The organism is Orenia marismortui DSM 5156, assembly GCF_000379025.1.
In the GTDB taxonomy this organism is placed as follows: Bacteria; Bacillota; Halanaerobiia; order Halobacteroidales; family Halobacteroidaceae; genus Orenia; species Orenia marismortui.
In genome coordinates this window covers 114640-134631 of sequence record NZ_KB900618.1, presented here as the reverse complement: position 1 = coordinate 134631, position 19992 = coordinate 114640, and the positions used below count along the sequence as shown (strand labels likewise).

Annotated in this window: 17 protein-coding genes, 1 pseudogene and 1 riboswitch; of the genes and pseudogenes, 3 read left to right on the top strand and 15 right to left on the bottom strand. The window is 26.7% G+C overall.

The features are described 5' to 3' along the window. Nucleotides 1-190: 190 nt before the first annotated feature. Nucleotides 191-1708 carry a Mur ligase family protein gene (locus OREMA_RS0106650; protein WP_018248491.1) on the bottom strand — a complete coding sequence of 506 codons (1518 nt, stop codon included), beginning with the start codon at nucleotides 1706-1708 and terminating at the stop codon, nucleotides 191-193. Between the two features lie 271 nt (nucleotides 1709-1979). Here OREMA_RS0106650 and OREMA_RS18270 point away from each other — a divergent pair, with 271 nt between their 5' ends. Beyond that, nucleotides 1980-2900 (top strand): VanW family protein, encoded by a 921-nt coding sequence (locus tag OREMA_RS18270; protein WP_018248490.1) that lies wholly within the window; start codon nucleotides 1980-1982, stop codon nucleotides 2898-2900. An 11-nt stretch (nucleotides 2901-2911) separates the two neighbouring features. Here OREMA_RS18270 and OREMA_RS0106640 read toward each other — a convergent pair whose 3' ends face one another. From OREMA_RS0106640 to OREMA_RS0106600, 9 genes are all read right to left on the bottom strand, one after another. Continuing rightward, nucleotides 2912-3943 carry a DUF4899 domain-containing protein gene (locus OREMA_RS0106640; RefSeq protein WP_018248489.1) on the bottom strand — a complete coding sequence of 344 codons (1032 nt, stop codon included), beginning with the start codon at nucleotides 3941-3943 and terminating at the stop codon, nucleotides 2912-2914. A 119-nt stretch (nucleotides 3944-4062) separates the two neighbouring features. Further along, nucleotides 4063-5103 carry a hypothetical protein gene (locus OREMA_RS0106635; RefSeq protein ID WP_018248488.1) on the bottom strand — a complete coding sequence of 347 codons (1041 nt, stop codon included), beginning with the start codon at nucleotides 5101-5103 and terminating at the stop codon, nucleotides 4063-4065. A 152-nt stretch (nucleotides 5104-5255) separates the two neighbouring features. After that, complete coding sequence (locus OREMA_RS0106630; protein ID WP_018248487.1) at nucleotides 5256-8054, bottom strand: UPF0182 family membrane protein; 2799 nt, start codon at nucleotides 8052-8054, stop codon at nucleotides 5256-5258. Between the two features lie 42 nt (nucleotides 8055-8096). Next, nucleotides 8097-9284: a HEAT repeat domain-containing protein gene (locus OREMA_RS0106625; protein ID WP_018248486.1), complete on the bottom strand. Its 1188-nt coding sequence runs from the start codon at nucleotides 9282-9284 to the stop codon at nucleotides 8097-8099. Between the two features lie 255 nt (nucleotides 9285-9539). Continuing rightward, nucleotides 9540-10238: a vWA domain-containing protein gene (locus tag OREMA_RS0106620; RefSeq protein WP_018248485.1), complete on the bottom strand. Its 699-nt coding sequence runs from the start codon at nucleotides 10236-10238 to the stop codon at nucleotides 9540-9542. A gap of 185 nt (nucleotides 10239-10423) precedes the next feature. Further along, the gene (locus OREMA_RS0106615; protein ID WP_018248484.1) at nucleotides 10424-12010 is read right to left on the bottom strand and encodes a Na+/H+ antiporter NhaC family protein; all 1587 of its coding nucleotides are present in this window, start codon (nucleotides 12008-12010) and stop codon (nucleotides 10424-10426) included. A 430-nt stretch (nucleotides 12011-12440) separates the two neighbouring features. After that, nucleotides 12441-13724, bottom strand: a complete 1284-nt coding sequence (locus OREMA_RS0106610) for an IS110 family RNA-guided transposase (RefSeq protein WP_018248371.1) — start codon at nucleotides 13722-13724, stop codon at nucleotides 12441-12443. 237 nt (nucleotides 13725-13961) lie between these two features. Beyond that, nucleotides 13962-14138: riboswitch (Lysine riboswitch) on the bottom strand. A gap of 165 nt (nucleotides 14139-14303) precedes the next feature. Continuing rightward, complete coding sequence (locus OREMA_RS0106605; protein ID WP_018247563.1) at nucleotides 14304-15374, bottom strand: IS30 family transposase; 1071 nt, start codon at nucleotides 15372-15374, stop codon at nucleotides 14304-14306. A 131-nt stretch (nucleotides 15375-15505) separates the two neighbouring features. Further along, nucleotides 15506-15751: a hypothetical protein gene (locus tag OREMA_RS0106600; RefSeq protein ID WP_018248483.1), complete on the bottom strand. Its 246-nt coding sequence runs from the start codon at nucleotides 15749-15751 to the stop codon at nucleotides 15506-15508. 251 nt (nucleotides 15752-16002) lie between these two features. Here OREMA_RS0106600 and OREMA_RS0106595 point away from each other — a divergent pair, with 251 nt between their 5' ends. Next, complete coding sequence (locus OREMA_RS0106595) at nucleotides 16003-16272, top strand: hypothetical protein (protein ID WP_018248482.1); 270 nt, start codon at nucleotides 16003-16005, stop codon at nucleotides 16270-16272. Nucleotides 16273-16338: 66 nt separating this feature from the next. Here the strand turns inward: OREMA_RS0106595 and OREMA_RS0106590 are convergent, their stop codons facing one another. The 4 genes from OREMA_RS0106590 to OREMA_RS0106575 form a co-directional block, all read right to left on the bottom strand. After that, nucleotides 16339-16596, bottom strand: a complete 258-nt coding sequence (locus OREMA_RS0106590; RefSeq protein ID WP_157280033.1) for a hypothetical protein — start codon at nucleotides 16594-16596, stop codon at nucleotides 16339-16341. Between the two features lie 333 nt (nucleotides 16597-16929). Next, on the bottom strand, nucleotides 16930-17634 hold the full coding sequence (locus OREMA_RS0106585) for a cytochrome c biogenesis CcdA family protein (protein WP_018248480.1): 705 nt from the start codon (nucleotides 17632-17634) through the stop codon (nucleotides 16930-16932). Nucleotides 17635-18048: 414 nt separating this feature from the next. After that, the gene (locus tag OREMA_RS0106580; RefSeq protein ID WP_018248479.1) at nucleotides 18049-18474 is read right to left on the bottom strand and encodes a DUF2721 domain-containing protein; all 426 of its coding nucleotides are present in this window, start codon (nucleotides 18472-18474) and stop codon (nucleotides 18049-18051) included. Nucleotides 18475-18484: 10 nt separating this feature from the next. After that, nucleotides 18485-18874, bottom strand: coding sequence for a DUF2721 domain-containing protein (locus OREMA_RS0106575; protein ID WP_018248478.1), 390 nt, complete (start codon nucleotides 18872-18874; stop codon nucleotides 18485-18487). 265 nt (nucleotides 18875-19139) lie between these two features. On the opposite strand from OREMA_RS0106575, the gene OREMA_RS0106570 reads away from it, so the two are divergent. After that, the gene (locus OREMA_RS0106570) at nucleotides 19140-19556 is read left to right on the top strand and encodes an Hsp20/alpha crystallin family protein (protein ID WP_018248477.1); all 417 of its coding nucleotides are present in this window, start codon (nucleotides 19140-19142) and stop codon (nucleotides 19554-19556) included. A 208-nt stretch (nucleotides 19557-19764) separates the two neighbouring features. Here the strand turns inward: OREMA_RS0106570 and OREMA_RS17315 are convergent. Next, nucleotides 19765-19992 (bottom strand): annotated as a pseudogene (locus OREMA_RS17315) (IS30 family transposase); the annotation flags it as partial.

Here is a 19992-nt window from a genome sequence, read left to right as displayed (position 1 = left end):
ATGCCTAACTCCGAAACTGTGGCAATATCTATCTATAACAACTTATTCTTAAATTAACCGATTATAATTAAAGTATTCTCTCTTAGTAATTATCTTATCCAACTAAGCACCTATATTATTTATAATACTAAATATTTTATTATATAATCAAAAATTGAGGATAGTATTAATACTATCCTCAATTTTTGATCTAAGTTATTATTTTACTAATAATTTCTGCTGCTTTATCTAATCCAGGTCCACCAACTAATAGTAGTAGATCATTATTTTCTACATATTTTAAAGCTCTATTAATACCTTCTGCTAATTTATTTGTATTTATAATTTCTAAACCTGAGTCTTTAATAATCTTAGTAAAAGCAAGTTCCTCCTCTTTTAGTACCTGATTCTTTTCTATTACTTCTTCTTCACATAATGAAGTTATAATTTTTTTTGTTTTTAATTTATCTGCCCATTTTACCATCAAATAAGCATTAATTTTATTAGCCTTAATCCCTCTTTTACCTTTTAAAAAGTGAAGAATAATTAATTTATTATAATCAAAATTTTCAATAGTTTTGAAGTTTGCAGTTAAACTGGCTGGATTATGAGCATAGTCATCAATAATAGTAAATTCTTGATCATAAATTACTTCCATTCTCCTTCTGATGCCTTTAAAAGATTCTAAAGCTTCTTTGACCTTATTAATAGGAAATCCTAAAAGTATAGTTGCTGTGAAGGCTGCTAAAGCATTATAAATATTATGATATCCTATTAGGGGTAAATTAATGCTTAAAGAGGTTGGTTGAATTATCTTTCCATAATTATTAAGTAGTTGATTTTGGATATGAATATCAAAAGTCAACTTTCTTTTAGTTAATTTTATATCTTTAGCTATAATATCTGCATCTTTATTTTTAATTGCATAAGTATAGTAGTCAGCTTTTATATCTTCCATTAAAACTTTAGAATAGGCATTATCTAGATTAAATACTGCTAATTTATCTTCTGATAAACTGCTAAATAGCTTCTTTTTACTATATAGATAATCTTCTATACTTTCATGAAACTCTAAATGATCATAAGAAAGGTTAGTAAAGACAGCAATATCATAATCTAAACCAAAAACTCTATCCAATTTTAAAGCATGGGATGAAACTTCCATACTAACATAATCAATTTCTCGATTCTTAATTTCACTAAAAATATTATTTAAGCTTATAATATCAGGTGTAGTACATTTATTGGGATTAGCAAAATAATCTTGATCGATCTTAGTATATAATGTCCCAATCAAGCTACTTTTACCGACAATTTGACCAGTAATATGATCAATCATAGAGGTGGTTGTTGTTTTGCCAACTGTTCCTGTTACTCCTATCAGTCTCAATTTTCTACTAGGATAATTATATATTCGGTTAATCAACTTTGCTAAGGCTTTACGACTGTTTTCTACTCTAATATAAGTAGTATTTTTATCTATTTGTATTTGAGACTCACCTATAATTGCAACTGCTCCATTTTCTATGGCTTGCTTAATATATTGATGCCCATCAACATTAAAACCTTTAATAGCTACAAACAATGAAGCATCTTCAACTTTCACTGAATTATCAGTTATATTTTTAATCGTCCAATCTTGAAAATTAGTGACTTCCTTTATTGATAAATCATTAATTAATTCATCTAAAGTAAAACCCTTCGATTCTGGTAATGGTCTATAAAACAAAATTCCCCCCCCTTCATCCAGATTAGATTATTCTCTTTAATTTTATTAATTACAGGGGATTTAATTGCTAAATTAATATAGATATATTTTATTATAGCTATATATTATAGTATAACATATACAATTGATTTATCTACAATATATTACTATTCTACTATTTATCAAACAAACTAAATGATAGAATCTTATTCTATCTATGGAATTAAATTGATGAATAATTGAAAAGATGAAGGAAATTATAAAAATATAATCTAAATTGGGGGATATCAATATGCAGCCAAAAAAATTGAAATTATATATTTTTCTAATTATAATCTTTTTAATACAATTAATTATCAGCTTTATTCCTCAAAAGACTGATCAAAAAAATAATTATACCACAGAAGAATTCAGATCTAATAAAAAATTATCAATTAATGAAATAGTAAATCGGGGTGTTAGTTTAAATGATATTAACTTAAGCGGACTTAGAATTAATGAGGTTTATAAAATTCTGTATAGTTTAAAGGGTAAGAAGAATAGAGAGGCACAAAATGCTTTTATATTTAATAATAAGATTTTTAGTGAAAAGAAAGGAAGGAGTATAAATATAAAAAAAAGCATGAACAAAATTTTAACAGCAAATATTAATCAACAAATCAATTTGATATATAATCCCATAGTTCCAACTATAACTAAAGATATTATTCTTAATCATAAAATCTTTAAATTTAAAAAATATCAAATTAAAGCAAAATTATTATCACACCATGCTACTTATTTAATAAATAATGAATCAAATAGGCGAAATAATATTAATATCTCCTTAAATAAGATGAAATATTATTATTTAAAACCTTCAGCAGAATTTTCATTTAATCAAGTGATTGGTATACCAACTATTAATGATGGATATAAGGCAGCACCTATTATAGAAGCAGGGGAATTCATTCCGAAAGTTGGGGGTGGAATTTGTCAAGTATCATCAACCTTATATAACGCAGTTAAAAAATCGAATCTTAAAATAGTAGAACGACACCACCATAGTAAAGCAGTTAGCTATGTTCCACGTGGAGAAGATGCTACTATTGTTCCTCAGAAAAAAGACTTTAGATTTGTAAATACTTTGAAAAACCCCATAATTATTTTTACTGATTTAATTGATAAATATGTAGTGGTGTATATTATTGAGGAGATATCTAAAATTAATTAAAATTGAAATAATCAAAAAATTAAAACTATTAAAATAACTAAAATGGAAATTAATGATATTAAAGCAAAAACAATTAAAGCCCCTTCTTCACCATTATTTTCTTTACTATTTATATCTTCTTTCTGATCTCTTTTTTTATCATTAGATTCTGGAGTTTCAATTTTTAATTCTGAACTTACTATCAAATTACCATAAATACTAGGTCCAAATTCAATTAATACTGAATAGCGACCAGTTTCTTTAATAAAATCTATTTTTTTAATCGAGCCAAAAGTTACTCCTTCTGAAGTTTTTAATAGATTACTAAGATATCTTCCAATCTCACTAGTATCAGAAATTTCAACTACAATTTTATCTCCAATATCCAGTTCAGTAACTTTTTTACCATAACTAGGCGAAATCAAAGGAATACAATTTAAATTAACATCTAAACCTAGTTTATTATCTTCTTTTTGTTCACTGTTATCTTGATCCTTATTTTCTTCTTCAGAAAATAAATCTGGATAATAATTTTCTAATTTTACTTTAGTCATAATAGAGGTATATAAATCTAAATCTATAGCTTCTTTAACTAAGCCTTCTATTTTATCTTTAAAAATATTCTTAATCTTATCTTCTTTTCCATTTTGAATTATATTAAATAGTTCAAAGATTTCCGCAGCAGTAAATAATCGCTTAGGATTGAAATTGATATCATTATTTATGTTCTTTCTTTCTCGCTTATCAATTTCACTTAAAGTCTTTACAAATATCTTATGGTCTATATCCAGGTTAATATTGTATAAACTACTTTTTGAAGTTGAAGCCAAATCGACTTTAATAATTTCCCCTTTTTTACCATTAGCAATTATACTGAATAGAATATAAGTCTTATTATATTTTCCATAGCTAATTTTGCCATGAATTACTATATGATTTTCAATAATATAATCTATCATGTCTATAGCTTTATCTAAGTCTCCATTAGCTAGATTTAATGCTTTTTCTGCTTGATTTTGATTTACTCCTAATGTACTTTTAATAATATCAATTTTTTCATTCATCACTTCCACCCTTTATCAATTATAACTTAATTACCAATAGTAAATTATTTCTTCAACTTATTGCAGTATTCCTTTATTTAGTTCAATATTTTAAATTTTTTCTTGATCTAATATAAACATTATAAATAGTAAAATTTTAGAAATAGCACGGTTAAAAGAATAATTGCTATAATAATACCAGAAAAAATAATAGTATTCTTATTATTGGCTAAAATTGAAGTAAATTCTTTTGATTCTTTTTCTCCTTCACTAATAGTACTTATTTTAACTTCAGGTTCTACTAACATAGTCCCATAAATATTAGGGCCAAATTGAACAGTTATTGAATAACGTTTTAAATTCTTATTTAATTCTATATTTTTAATTATAGCAGTAGCTGTTCCTGAACTATCCTTGAGTAAGTTATTGAGATATTTTCCTATCTCTTTATTATCAGTAATTTGTACCTTTAGTTTATCTCCTATAGATAATTCTTGAACTCTTTTTCCTTTAGTAGCTGAAATAACAGGAACACAATTTAAATTAATATCAAGATTAAAGTTCTTTTTATTACCATCATTTGACACATTATCTGATTTATCTTCTGAGTCAATATTATCTTGAAAATATTCAGGATATATTTTTAATAACTTCTCTTTAGTAATTAGTTCTGCATATAGTTCTAATTCTATATCTTCTTCTATAATATTTCTAATCTTTTCTCCTATGATAGCCTCAACCTTTGAAGGAGTTTCTTCTTTGATAAATTTAAAAATTTGATAAATAACTGTTGGGTTGAACTGATCTTCTAAGCCTTTTTTAAATTGATATTCAAGATTTGATGTAGTCTCTTCCGATATCTGTTTTAAGGCTTTCATAAAAACTGAATGATCAACTTCAATCAATATATCAGAAATCTTTTCTTTATTATCTATAACAGATATTGTATTAATTACTTCACCTTCTTTACCATTCCAAATCAAACTAATTAGCCCATATTGTTCATTATAATTTTGCCCTCCATATCTAAATTTAACTTGTATCGTAAGATAATTTTTTGCAATGTACTCTTCCATTTTAAGAGCTTTATCTAAATCATTTTCAGCTAATTTTAGAGCTTTTTTGGCCTCTTCTTCATTAATTTCTAAAACTTGTTGGATAACCTTAATCTTTTCTTCCATAACTTCCTCCTTTTGATTCTATCAAAACATAAAATATATACTAATTATTAATTTATAAAATTTTATATATTAACAATTTCTATATTTCATCTCTAATTCCTTCTATAAAAAAGCACTAAGGGGATATTAATAGCCCCTTAGTGCTTAAACTACTATTGTTTAGTTTTATTTTCTAAAGTATTTAATTTTTCTTCTAACTTTTCAATTAATTGACCATATTCACTCCAATTACCTGCTTGTAATTCTTTCTTAGATTTTTGATATAGTCTGGTAATATCTTCAACTAATTGCTGGACTGTTAAATCTATACCAATGTCTTCATAATTTTCTTCTCTGTTTACTTCAAGATCTTCTCTATCACTTTTATCTTTTATATTAAATAACTTTCTTAATGCTAAATCTAGATTATTTTCCATAATCACTTTTTCTCCATATGATACAACAACCTTTTTTAACTCTGGTAATTGACTCTGTTCAGCTTGTAAATAAATTGGTTCAACATAAAGAATTGAATTCTTAATCGGAATTGTTAAGAGATTCCCTCTTATCACTCTAGATCCTCTTTGATTCCAGAGGCTCAACTGCTTTGATATTTCAGAATTCTGATCAATTCTAGCCTCTATTTGCATTGGTCCATAAACTAATTTTCTCTTAGGAAATTTATATAAAATTAACTTTCCATAATCTTTTTGATTAGATTTAGCAGCTAACCAGGAAATCATATTATTCTTCTTAATTGGAGTAAAAGGCAACATTAATAAGAAGTCCTCTTTCTCTTCATCTGGCAACTTTATAATTGTGTAATATGGTTCCATTGCAATAGGAGTTCCTGCATAATTTTCTTGTGGTAGTTCCCATAGGTCTTCTTTATTGTAAAATACCTTAGGATCTTTCATATGATATTTGTTATAAATAGCTGCTTGGACCTTAAATAAGTCTTGGGGATATCTTATATGATTATTAAGATTTTCAGGCATTTTCTCCAATTTATTAAATAATCCAGGGAAAATTTTATTATAGGTCTCAATAATGGGATCATTTTGGTCTGAGATATAAAATTTAACCTTACCATTATACGCATCAATAACTACTTTGACTGAATTTCTAATATAATTTATATTATATCCTAATCTACTTAATTGTTCAGAATAATTATTTTTTAGATTACTTAAGGGTTCAGAGTATGGATATCTATTACTTATTGTATATGCATCTTGAATCCAATACAATCTTCCATTTTGACTTACTACTAAGTAAGGATCACTATCATACTTTAAGAAAGGTGCAATCTTTCTTACTCTTTTTTTAATATTACGATCAAACATCAACCTGCTTTCTTCTGTGATATCATTATTTAATAATAGTTTCAAAGTACCATATTTAATCGCAAAAGCTAACCTTTTAATAGGAGAATTTAATTTTACTCCCCCATTTCCTTGATAATTAATATAATTATTCGTATCACCTGCTGGATAATCAAATTCTTGAGTTCGAGTATTGGATATTACATATTGATCTGTTAATTCGCCATAATAAACTCTTGGTTCTTTAACTTCTAACTTTTGGCTTTTTGGAGGGATATCTTTAATCAGAAACTCTGGAACTCCACCTTCTGTAACTCCATTTACTGGACTCATAGCTAAACCAAATCCATGAGTATAATTCAATCTTTTATTAACCCAAGTCTGATTTGGTAATAGTCTTTGATTTATTTCTCTAGCTCCTAACATCACTTGATATATTTTTCCATCAAGATTGTATCTATCGATATCAATATCATTAAAATTATAATAAGATTTAAGACCCTGTAGCTGGCCATAGCTCGTTTTTAGTGGTCTACTATCCCATAATCTGATATTATCAATAGTTGCTTTATTAGTAAGAATATCTTCATAGTTTAAATCTTCTTTCACATTAAAATCTTCTTCTTTGATATCTTCTAGATTATAAGCATTTGTAGTAAACTTAATATTATATTTTATATATGGGGCTTCTTTAGCTATTTCATTTGGTTCCACTTGATACTGTTGAATAATGCCAGGATAGATAGCAGTTAATAATATAGAAGTTACAAAAAGAGTAACAACTCCTCCAATAATTAATTTAGTATTTCTTATGAAAATATTGATAAAAATAAAAATTGCAAGTAATAATGCTATGAAAGAAAGTGCTTTTAGACCAAGTAATTGTGCATGTACATCGGTATAACTTGCTCCAAAGACAACTCCCCGCTTAGAATATAAGAGTTGAAACATATTTAATCTATAGCCCCAAGCCTTTAAGATAAAGAATAGACTGATTAAAAAAGACAAATGGTATTTAGCCTTATTGTTAATCCTATTTAATATAGATTTATTTTGGTTAATTAGTAAATGAACTCCACCAATGATCAAGCCTGTAATTATAAGTAAAGTAGATAGTAATTGATACACTAGCTGGTATGCAGGAAATTTAAAGATATAAAATGATATATCCTTATTAAATAATGGATCTTTAAGATTGAAACTAGTAGAATTCAAAAATTCAAGTACAACTTTCCAGCTATTAGATCCTATAGTACTAAAAATAAAACCAATTAGTAAACTAAGAAGTAAATAAATAAGATTTAATCTTCCGGGAGTCAACAAAGTCAATATTCCATTACTTCCTTTAGGCTTTAGTTCAATAATATGGTCATCTTGATCTTTTCTTTCTTTTAAATTATTAATTAAATCTATTATCTTATCTCTGGTAAATAATAAATTAATAAAAATAAATGAAGAAAATAATATCCAAACTCCAAACCTTACAAGTATTTTAGTTTTAAAAATAGTCCAAAAAACATCATTAAGATTTAAGTTTTTAAACCACAATACATCAGTGTAAAAGTTAACTCCTACTCCTAAAAAATTAATCATTAATATTACCGTTAATATTGTAGCTAAGATTAATCCTCTATAAATTTTTTTCACATTTCCACCTCTTTTTAATCTTTATAAGTTAGAAATAATAAGTTAACTTATTATTTCTAACTTTCTTTCTCCTAAATTTGATTTATTATCTTCTTTAGTTAGAAACTTTTCAACCTCTTCAAAATTTACTTTATTACTTATTTCACTATTATTATAGATCTTATTAATGCCTACTACTAATTTTTCAACATCTAATTTTTTTAATACATTCAATGCTTCTTCTTTAGTCTTTACTGATTCAGTAGCCTTAATTATATATTTTAAACCTTCCTCTTCTAATTTTACTAAGGCTTGATACGCATTACTTCTTACTATACCACTACTATCAGTTATTAAATTAAATAAAAAGGGTGCAGCTTTTTTGATTTGATATTCTCCTAAACTCTTAGCTGCTTGACTTCTTACTTTACAACTACTATCATTTAATTTATTTATTAGATTATTAAAGATTAATTTATTATTTTTAAATTTAGTTAATGCTTTAATAGTATGTATCCTTACTATTTCAGAACTATCATTTAAAAGTTTGATAAATATTTCGATAGCTTTATTTCTATTTTGAATATTGTAATCAAAACTAGCTAATATTTTTATTGCCCAACTTCTATAAACCTGCTTCTTAGTAAAAGTCACTTCTACTAATTGGTCAAAGGCTTGAATGCCAATATTTTCAAAAGCATTACTTAATATCTCTAATAATAAAGTATTATCACAATATTCGAGATAATTAATAAGTGTCTCTATTATTTTAGGATTAGCTTTTGTTCTAAGAGCTTCGATAACCTCTTTTTTTACTTCTTCATCGTTATCATATAAAGCAATAATAGCATAATCAATAGACTGTGGTGTATTAAGCTCAACTAATGTTTTACAAGCCTCAATTTTACTTTCGTTTTTCTCAGAAATTATCTCATTAAATAATTCATCTATAAAACCATTAACTAAAAGCTCGTCTTTTACTTGATTATATGTATCCTTGCCTAATGAATTCTTGCCTTCTAAAATTAGTCTCTTTTTAATATTTATATCTTTTAATCTAGATACTTTTTTTAACCCTTTATATAGATTTTTTTTAAGTAATCTTTTTAAATAATCATAACTTCTTCGATAGATTATAAATTTAATACCTCTACTTATTAGATACAAGATAAAAGCAGTACTTAAAATAGTTATAAATTTATGTATAATCAAAAAAGTTATTAATTTTTCCATGAAAAGTACTGGATTCATTTTATGATCTCCCCTTTTATAAATTCTTGTATCATTTATTCTATATAGCTTATAGTTTTTCCTTCATGATGGATTTTAATAGTTATTTAAAGTGTTTTATATTTAATATTTATTAGTTATGATAAATAGAAATAAAAAAGATTATTTAAGAATTAATTCTTAAATAATCTTTTTTATAAAATTAAAGACAAATTGTATTCTGACTAAAGACGATTATTAGGTTACTTTTCTTATATTCTGGTAAGTAATTAATAATTAATTTAAATTGATTGTTGGAACTATCTCTTCTTCTTCAAAATAGGTGAAATATTTTCCATTGCCTAATTTAGAAAGTTCTTTTAATTTTAATTGATTATATTTATCTATTTTTCCAACCTGTATTATATGTGTTTTAATTCCAAGCTTGCTTAATCTGTTTATCACTTTACTTGGCATAATATTACCAGTATCCTTACCGTCCGTTATTAATAATATATGCTTTTTACCTTGTAGGTATTTCAAATCTTCTCCAGCATAAGATAAATTTAAAGCAATAGGTGACTTACCTAAGGGTTTAACTTGATCGATAAAATTTAAAATATCTTTTTTAGTATTTGTTTTTATGGGAATAGCTAGATAAGATCCTTCTCTGTTTGATTCTTTACTGCCAAATACTCTTAACCCTATATTTATTTCCTTAGGAAAATCATTTATTATTCTATTTAAAATTTTTTTAGAAGTATTTATTTTATTTTTCTCTTCTATTTCACCCCACATACTTCCAGATAAATCCCAAATTATTTCTACATTTATTCTGTTATATTCAAGAGGATTTTGGTTACTATTGACCTTTATCTCTTTATTTATTTTTTTGTTAGTAGGTATTGTTATAATATTTAATGTATTAATACTAAAAATTGCGGATAATAAAATTATAATTAAGATTACTAAAGTGAGATTTTGTTTTAATCTCATTTTTACCTCCTTTCATACTATAGCTGTTACTTTTATTGTCTATTGTTTATATTTTTATGATTTTGTTTTTTTATCTATTACCTTTTAATTTAAATTATTTATAGTCATAAATGACCAAGTTGTAATTGTATTTAACTTATAAATAAAAAAGAAGGCTATTATGCCTTCTTTTTACTGAAATAATTTTATTCATTAAGTAATCCTTCATTTTCTTCTACACTTTCTCCATAATAGTTAACAATCAAATAAATAACTGTTAAGCCAATAAGCAATAATGGAGCTACAGTCCAACTAGGAAGATTAAATCCTGCTGGAATAAATCCAAAGATAATAGATACTACCCCTACTACAATTGCATATGGTAACTGAGTACTTACATGGTCAATATGATCAGAAGCTGAGGCTGTAGAAGACATAATTGTAGTATCAGAAATAGGACTACAATGATCTCCTAATACACAACCTGTTAATACTGCACCTATTGTTGGAATCATTGGTGCACCAAAGTGGAATGCCATTGGTACTGCCAAAGGCATAATAATAGCATTTGTTCCCCATGAAGTACCTGTAGCAAAAGCAATTATACCTGAAATAGTAAAGATCATTGCAGGTACCATAAATGGTGGAATTATACCTTTAGTTATCTCTACAAGGTAATTTGCTGTACCTAATTCTTTAGTTACAGAACCTAAAGACCAAGCCAAAATTAAGATTCCACAAGCAACAGTTAATGCTTTAGCACCATCTACCCAAGATTCAACTGTCTCTTCAATAGATAATCCACCTTTAACTAAAGCCATTAAACCTGCAATAAATGTACCTCCAAAGGAAGCCCATAGTAATACAACACTAGCATCTGCATTACCAAAAGCATCTCTAATAGCTTTTCCTTCTAATCCCCCACCATTATACCACAGACCAATAATAGTAATTACAATTACACTTATCATTGGAATAAATGCATCATACCACTTCATACTATTATTAGGATTTACCTCCATATCTGTTAGTTCCTTAGAAGCTAATGGTGTAGCACCATCTCTTAATACTTTTCCTTCTTTTCTAGCTCTTCTTTCAGCTTTTAACATTGGACCAAAGTCTTTACCTAACCAAGCAATAAATAATACCATAAATAATGCTAAAATACTATAAAATCTATATGGTATTGTCTTAATAAAGGTTGCATAAACATTTGTACTAAGACCAATCTGAGCCAAAGCACCTTCTCCTAAATTATTAAAAGCCTCTTGAATTAATCCCATTTCATATCCAACCCAAGTAGAGATTAAGGCCATACTTGTTACTGGTGCTGCAGTACAATCAACAATATAAGCTAATTTCTCTCTAGATACCTTTAACTTATCTGTAATAGAGCGCATTGTTGTACCTACAATTAAACTATTGGCATAGTCATCAAAAAAGATTAAAACTCCCATAAACCAAGTTGCAATCTGTGCTCTACGAGCAGTTTTAGCTTTCTTAGCTACAAAATCTGCAATTGCATTAGTTGCACCTGATTTTGTAATTATTCCTACCATTCCTGATAAAGTAATTAAGAATAATAGAATTGCTGCATTCCATGAATCGGATAAAGACCCTACAATATAGGTATCAAAAGTCTTCATAAAACCTACTAATGGATTAAATCCTACTAAAATAGTCGCACCTACTAATATACCAACAAATAATGAAATTAAAACTTCTCTACTTTTCCAAGCTAACAAAATTGCTAACAATGGTGGCAATAGAGATAACAAACCATAATTCTCCATAATTTTTCCTCCCTCTATAAATTAAATTTATCTCACTCATGCTCATTCATTCTTAGAATTTCGTTTTCTTATAAAAAAGGAATATGGATTTAATTATTAAAACCAATTAATATTTGGAATTGAAAGGATAAACTAACCCCAAAAACTTAACAATTATTTTAAAAAATATGGTCGCTTATTGGAACTCCACATCTCCATGGTAGTTTAACCTCCCATATCTCCCAGGATCTATGTCCCTACATTCCTTCGTTCTACCTATCCATGGGTGGAGGCTGGATATGCTCCTTGTCAGGGTCTATGCCCGTATTGAAAAAATTAATTCCAGCTCTTCCAGTCTTCCTTTTTCAAAGTACTTACTCTAAGAAAAACAAACATAAATAATTGATTTATATTATAAAATTTACATTCCAATAATTTACTTTAAATATCTTTAAGCAGCTTCCTGTAAATTTGAACGCTTAATATCTCTAAATAATTTTTCACTATCATATTTCACTTGCTTTTTCCATAAGGCAAATAATACTCTAATTAATTTGCATGATAAAGCTACTAGGGATTGCTTTTTCTTCAAAGGGTTTTCAGAGCGAGTTGTGTAGTATTCATGAAGTGCTTTAAACTCTTCGTTCTTTGCTACCAGAGGCAGCATCACTCTATATAGTAAAGCTCTCAATTTAGCTCTTCCCCTTTTAGTAATACAAGTTCTTCCCTTATGTTTGCCTGAACTATTTTCCATTAAATTCAACCCTGCTAGCTTTTGTATTTGTCGTGGATGTTCATAGTTATTTATATCTCCAACTTCTGAAATAAATCCTGCTACTGTCTTTATTCCTACCCCTTTGATACTTAACATTGATTCTGAATCTGGTACTTTCTTTAATAACTCTTCTATTTTATTGGTTAATTCTTCGCTTTGATTTGTTATATTTTCATATTGATCTAAGAAATAATTTAATTCAAACTTTGCTATTTCAGCTCCTTCAGTTAAACCTACTGAATTTTCAGCAGCTCTTATAAGCTTTTTAGCTCGTTTTATTCCAACTGCTCTTTTAACTTTTTTCTTCCAAATTGAAACTATTTCTTCTGGTGTCATTTTTACTACTTCAGACGGCAGAGGAAATGTCTTTAGTGTAACTAAAGACGCCTTTCCATCCCAACCTTTAAATACTGTTAAATATTCAGGAAAATACTTATCAATAAACTGATGTATCTTTCCTACTACCCGTTGTAAATCTTTATTTAATCTTTCCATATGGGTCATTGCTACACGAACATCAGCATAAACACCAACTGGTATATTAGGCTCTGAATAGCGCCCATCTTTAACTAATTGAGCTATTACTTTAGCATCTTTCTTATCATTCTTTGTCGGAGAATTATCATCTAACTCTTTACTTCTCTTTGTATGACTTGGATTGACTAATACCAACTTTATTTCCTTGCATCTTAAAAGTTGAGCTAAATTCAACCAATAATGACCTGTTGGCTCCATTCCAACTATTATATCTTCTTTCTCATATTGATCTTTTAATTTAAACATCCACTTTGAAAAGTTATCAAATCCTTCTTTTGAATTTTGAAAAGCTAACGCTTTTCCGTATTCAATACCACGATAATCTTGAGCTCTTGCAACATGCTTTTTCTTTGCAATATCAACCCCAATCACTAAAGTTGAAGTTTTTACTTGCATTATTTTACGATTTCGATTATAATTCATTTTATGAGTACCTCCTTTTTATTTAGGGATCTTTTAGATACCCCGTATTATATCAGGAGGTGCTCTTTTTGTCTATCTAGATATTTATTTATTACAGGAATGCTCCTTATTAATTTAATCTTAATTTTTTAAGCAATATCTCTCAAATAATTAAGATTTATTTTAATGTAATTATACAAAAAACCCTAGATAATTTATCTAGGGTTGCATACGTAAGTAATCATTTAATTAAAAAATAAATGAGATAGCGCTTCACTAGATTTTAGTGACAGTTCTATACCTATTAAGCATAGACCCAACAATAAAATTGAGAATAATATTATTGTTTCGGCAATCGCCCCTTTCTTTTCATATCATCAAGTTTTCTCCCTCTACATGAAAATACTATTGACAGATTGCTCCTCTACCCCATTTCAATTTTAAGAAATGAGGTTTCATATTAAATTTTATATTGAGCTTCAACGTTGAAGATTATAACATAAGATTAATAATCATTCAAGATTTTTTTGAGATTTATTATTAATTATAAATTGCAATATAAAATGCACGGTTTTTTATTTACTCAATACCTCATAAATTTTAAGCTGCCTTTAACTGTTCTTCAAATATATAATTTGCATTCTTAAACCCAAACATTTTTCGTGGATAATTATTTATCCATCGCTCAATTCTTTTAACTTCATTTCTGCTAATATTCTTAAAGCTACTTCCTTTTGGTAAAAACCTTCTAATCATTTTATTTAAATTCTCATTACTACCTCTTTGCCAAGAACAATAAGCATCAGCATAATATTGACTAGTTCTTGAGATATCACTTCCTGTAAAGGAAGTTTCTATCCCTTCATAATCATAGAATTCTTTACCATTATCTGTAGTTATAGTTTTAAATAAGTCTCTAAATTTTCTAACTCCTATTCTTCTTTCTACGCGATCTAATCCTTTTATTACAGATTCTTGAGTCTTATTAGGTATTAGTTCTATTATTTCTTTGCGACTATATCTCTCTGTTAAAACTAATAAAAAGGGCTCATCTTTACCTTTCCTACCCTCTACTAAGTCCATTTCCCAATGACCTATTTCTGACCTTTTATCAGCTTCCTTAGGCCTATCTGATATCTTTCTTCCCTCTTTTCTCCTTTTTGTTGATTCTTTTTCTTTCTGTTTAGATTTATTAGTCTTTTTATATCTACCATAAACCAAATCTTCTCTATCTATAAACAGAATGCCTTTATCTATATAATTATATATCGTCTTCCAATGTATTTTAATTTCAAACCCATCATCCTCTTTAATCATCTCTGCAATTACCTCTGGAGAATAATTTCCTTTTATTTTTTCTTCTATGAATTCAGCTAATTGATGATCTTTTCCTATTTTAATCTTAGCTCCTTTAGCAGTCGCATTGTTATCATATAAGTTTTGAGCTATATCAGCATCGTATTCTATTCTTTTAGTGTAATCTGAATTTAATAATACAAGCTTTCCCCTTTCAATTTCTCGACTTATTGTCGTCCTATGCCTCCCTAACTCTCTTGCTATTGCTGTCTTCGATTTGTTTTGTATATTATATAAATGTTCTATTATCTTTCTCTCTTCCCACTTTAAATGTTTTCCTTTTCTACTTTTTGTGTTATAATTATTTTGGCACATATTTAATACCTCCAATGTTTGCTTTGGTCAGTTAACATTATATATGAGGTATTAATGTGTGTCATTTTTTATTTTTTGAACTATCCGTGCATTTAATTATACAATGCACCGATTTATTATTAATTATTACTTTAAACCTCATTAAATTTATCCTTAAAAGAATCTGATTTGCTAAGATATTCATCATTAGCTAATAAATTAAAAGAATCAGGTGCTTTATTTAAATTGAAGTCTAATTCTAATAACTCAGTCTTCTCATTTATCATCTCTGATATTAATTCTTCAATTTCAGTGTTATTCTCATAGGCTATGGTTTTTAATTTTTCATAATCTGCTTCTGCCAATTGAATAGTGTATTTTGAATTTATTTTAATCATCCCCTTTTTATTAATATCTGTATCTAATTTAATTTTATACTATATTATAAGAAAAGAAAACTTATTATAATGATTTTAATCACAATAGAATTGCTTAAACATATTATATACAGTATTTATAATGATTTTTTATTTTGTATTTACAATTATTAAAAAAATATTTTTTTAACAATTATGTTCTAAAAGGAAATTTTGCTTAATAGAATAATAAAGATGAAATAAAATAAAATAAAACCAGAGGAGGAGTTTTAATGCAAGAGTTTTCTTTTAATTATTCTGCTATTAATGAATCAGAGATTTTTAAGTGTATTTATAATTCTTGTTCACCTATTTACTTACATGAAATCGAGGAAAAAGGTTTTAATAAGATTGCCATTCTTAGAGCATTAGAAAAAGGGTTAGAACGAGAATTAATTCATATAGAGTCTGATAAATATAATAAAGATAAACGTATGATCTGGTTAACTAGCAAAGGTAAAGATTTTATAAAGAAGAAACTTACTAAAAAACAGAGATGCTAACATTTATTAAAACACAGCTTTTAAAAGCTGTGTTTTAATTTATTAATTATCACTTATTTCTTAATACTATAAATCTTGTGTTAAATCATATGGAAAAGGATAAATACTAATTTGTTCTTCAAACTGATGTTCATATTTAGCTTGCTTAATTGCAACTATTACTCGAATAGGAGTTAACTTCTCCCACTCTCCAACAGCTTCAGGACTTTGATTTTTTTCTTTTCGGCCTTCTCTTTTACTATTTAAAGTCCCTATATATAATTTGTCAGCTTCATAAGGAGATACTTGGAATTGATTGTGATTGTTATTAATTATCTCAAACATATCCTCTTTTTTGAGATTACCTTCATATTTTATTTTTATATATTCTCCAAGATGCCAAATCCAAAATTCTTTATATCTATCCTTTTTCTTAATTATTAACACCTCCAAAATAAATATCTTATTTAAGTATATTATTCTTTGTCTCTTTTCTATTACAAAAGATATATATTATTATGGTCATAAATGACCATAATAATATATATCCTCCTTTAATTTAGTTAACTAAATTAAAATAACAGGTGAATTTTAATTCACCTGTTATTTTAAGAATATTATCCTTCAAAGATTATTAAAAAGAATAAGAGAGCATAACCTTCTTTATCAACTCTTATATTAATACTCTGGTAAAATATTATTTAAAAAATAAAAATATCTACTTAAATTTTGAACCCTATTAAAGAAAAGTAATAAGCCAAAGATGATCATTATAAAACCACTAATCTTTGAAATCAAAGGTAGATATTTATTGATTTTAGGAGATATTTGTGTGAATTTATTAATAAAGATTGCAGTTAGAATAAATGGAATTCCCATTCCTAAGGAATAAAACGCCAATAATATTATTCCATTACTTAAGGTTGCCCCAGTACCAGCATATAATAAAATTGATCCCAAAACTGTACCTACACAAGGAGTCCAACCGGCTGCAAAAGCAATTCCCATTAGGATAGAGCTTAACCAAGTTCCAGCTTGTTTTGGTTCACTAAACCTAAACTGTTTATAAAATAAATTTATCTTCCATAATCCTGTTATATGTAAACCAAAGATAATAATTAAGATTCCACTTGCTTTAGTAAATATAAATTTATATCTAGCAAATAATTGACCAAGATAACTAGCTGAAGCTCCCATTAGGATAAAGATTAATGAAAAACCAAGCACAAATCCTATAGATCTTATTAGAGTAAAGAACCTCCTTCTAATAGTAGTGCTACCTGTTATATATCCTATGTAAGCAGGAACTAACGGTAAAACACATGGTGAAAAGAAAGAAATAATCCCAGCAAAAAAAGCAATAATAATAGAAATATCCTCCATGTTATCTCCTTTCTTTTAAATTAATTTCAAAATCTTAATATTCAAATACAATAATATTTAATTAAATATAACATATTTAATAAACTAATTCAAAATTTTATTTAAGTTAAATTAATAAGTTCTTCAATTTATTAAATAGCTATTCAAGCTTAAATATGACTTTATAGAATAATAAAGCGACAGTTTCGGAGTTAGGAGCTAGGAGCTAGGAGATAGAAAGATCTTACTAACTCCTATGACCTATCACCTAGCACCTAAAAGTATTTCTTTATACTTATTAAATTTTATTTTAGATTATAGTCATAAATGACTAAGTTTTAATTAACTATTCATAAATACTGAGTCACTAAAAAACTGCTACACTGACTTGTACAAGTCAGTGTAGCAGTTTTTATACATTATAAGTTATTGTTTTTACTCTTCTTTATTATCGTCAAAAGATTCACTCTCTACACTTTCACTCAATTGAATATTTAAAGCATGAACAGAAATATTAATCTCAATAGCAGATAAAATTAAAGAGAACATTAATAAGGCAAGTCCTACTGCAAAAACAATTTCTCCAGCTATATTTTTATCAAGAAATAATAAAAACATTGAGAATACACAAGAAAAAAGAGATAAAATAGCAAGAAATTGCATATTTCTAATAAGTTTAACTCGTTTCTTTAATGAAGATAACTGAGAAGCAATAATATGATCCTTTTCCCCTTTTTCTTTTGCTTTATCATGCAACCCTCTAATTAAATTGGCTAAAACTGAAAATCTATTAGTATATGCTAACAATAAAAGCGAAATAGTAGAAAAAATAAGAGCAGGTGTTGTTAGAGTAAATTTCATCTTAATCACCTCATATTTTAAAATTTATTTGTAAAGCTTTTATTGAATACAAAATTTCAATTAAAGATATTAAAAGAGAAATTAAAAAGAATATTAAAGCAATTATAAAAGTTATATTTGCAAAATTAATCTTCTCAAATAATAAACAGAACATAGATAAAGCAGAAAAGAACAAAGAAAAGATTGCTGCTAGTTGTAACCTTTTAATATATCTTACTCTTTTAGAAAAGATCAGAATCTGCTTTTTAAGATAGATTCTTTCTTCTAAATTATTATTATCTAATTCTATGGATAAATCTCTTATTAATTTAGATATCTTTGAAAACCTACCACCATAGGCTGACATCAACAATGAGATGGTAGAAAAAAGAAAAGCAGGAATATTTATATTTAACCCCATCTTTACCCCTCCCTGATTTTCAATCATCATAAACTTTAGAAAAGAATAATATTTCTCCCATTATATCATATATTTCGAATATATATCAACCACAATATCTTATCTTTTTACTACAACTTTCAATATTCTAATCCAAATTAGATAATAAATAATTAAAAATGATTAAAGTTATTATAACTTATATCCTACTTTAATGTATATAAGCTTAAGTTATAAGCTATAATAATTTATAGAAATCTAAATTAAATCTACAGAGGTGATTTAAATGTTTGACTTAAGCCCTTTTGATAATCGTAAATTAACTAAACCATTAAGTAAAATATCTAATAACATTAGTGACTTAATGGACTTTAATGATTTTGGATTTAAGACAGATATTAGAAAAAGAAAGAATGACTATCTAATTCAAGCTGAATTACCAGGAGTAAAAAAAGAGGATATAAATGTAGAAGTAGATGAAGATTACTTAACAATATCTGCCATTATCCTAGAAAATAATACTGAAGAAAATGAAAGTTATATCAGAAAAGAAAGAAGAAAAGGTCGCTTTCAACGTAATTTCCAATTGCAAAACATTAAAAAAGAAGAAATTCAAGCTAAATATGAGAATGGGCTCCTAGAAGTTATTCTTCCTAAAGAAAATGCTACTAGCAAGGAAAAAAGAAGTATTACAATTAATTAAATTAAATAACATAATTAATAATTCAGTTCATTTCTAAAGGAGCTGAATTATTAATTTACTTTTCATATATCAACCAAACAATTCATATTACTTTAAAATACTCAAGCTAATTCTTCAAGTTTTTCTTTATCTAAATTGATTAATGAGAATTGCAATATAAAATGCACGTTTTTTTGTGAAACACTTATACCCCATATAATATAAACTTTTAAGCTACTTTTAATTTATTTTCAAAAACTTCATTCGAAGTTTTAAAATCAAACATCTTTCTTGGGTAGTTATTCATCCATTGTTGAATATTTTTAACCTCACTCGTACTAATATCTTTAAAACTGCTTCCTTTTGGCAAAAACCTTCTAATCATCTTATTTAAATTTTCATTACTACCTCTTTGCCAAGAACAATAGGCATCAGCATAGTAATGATTAGTTCTTGG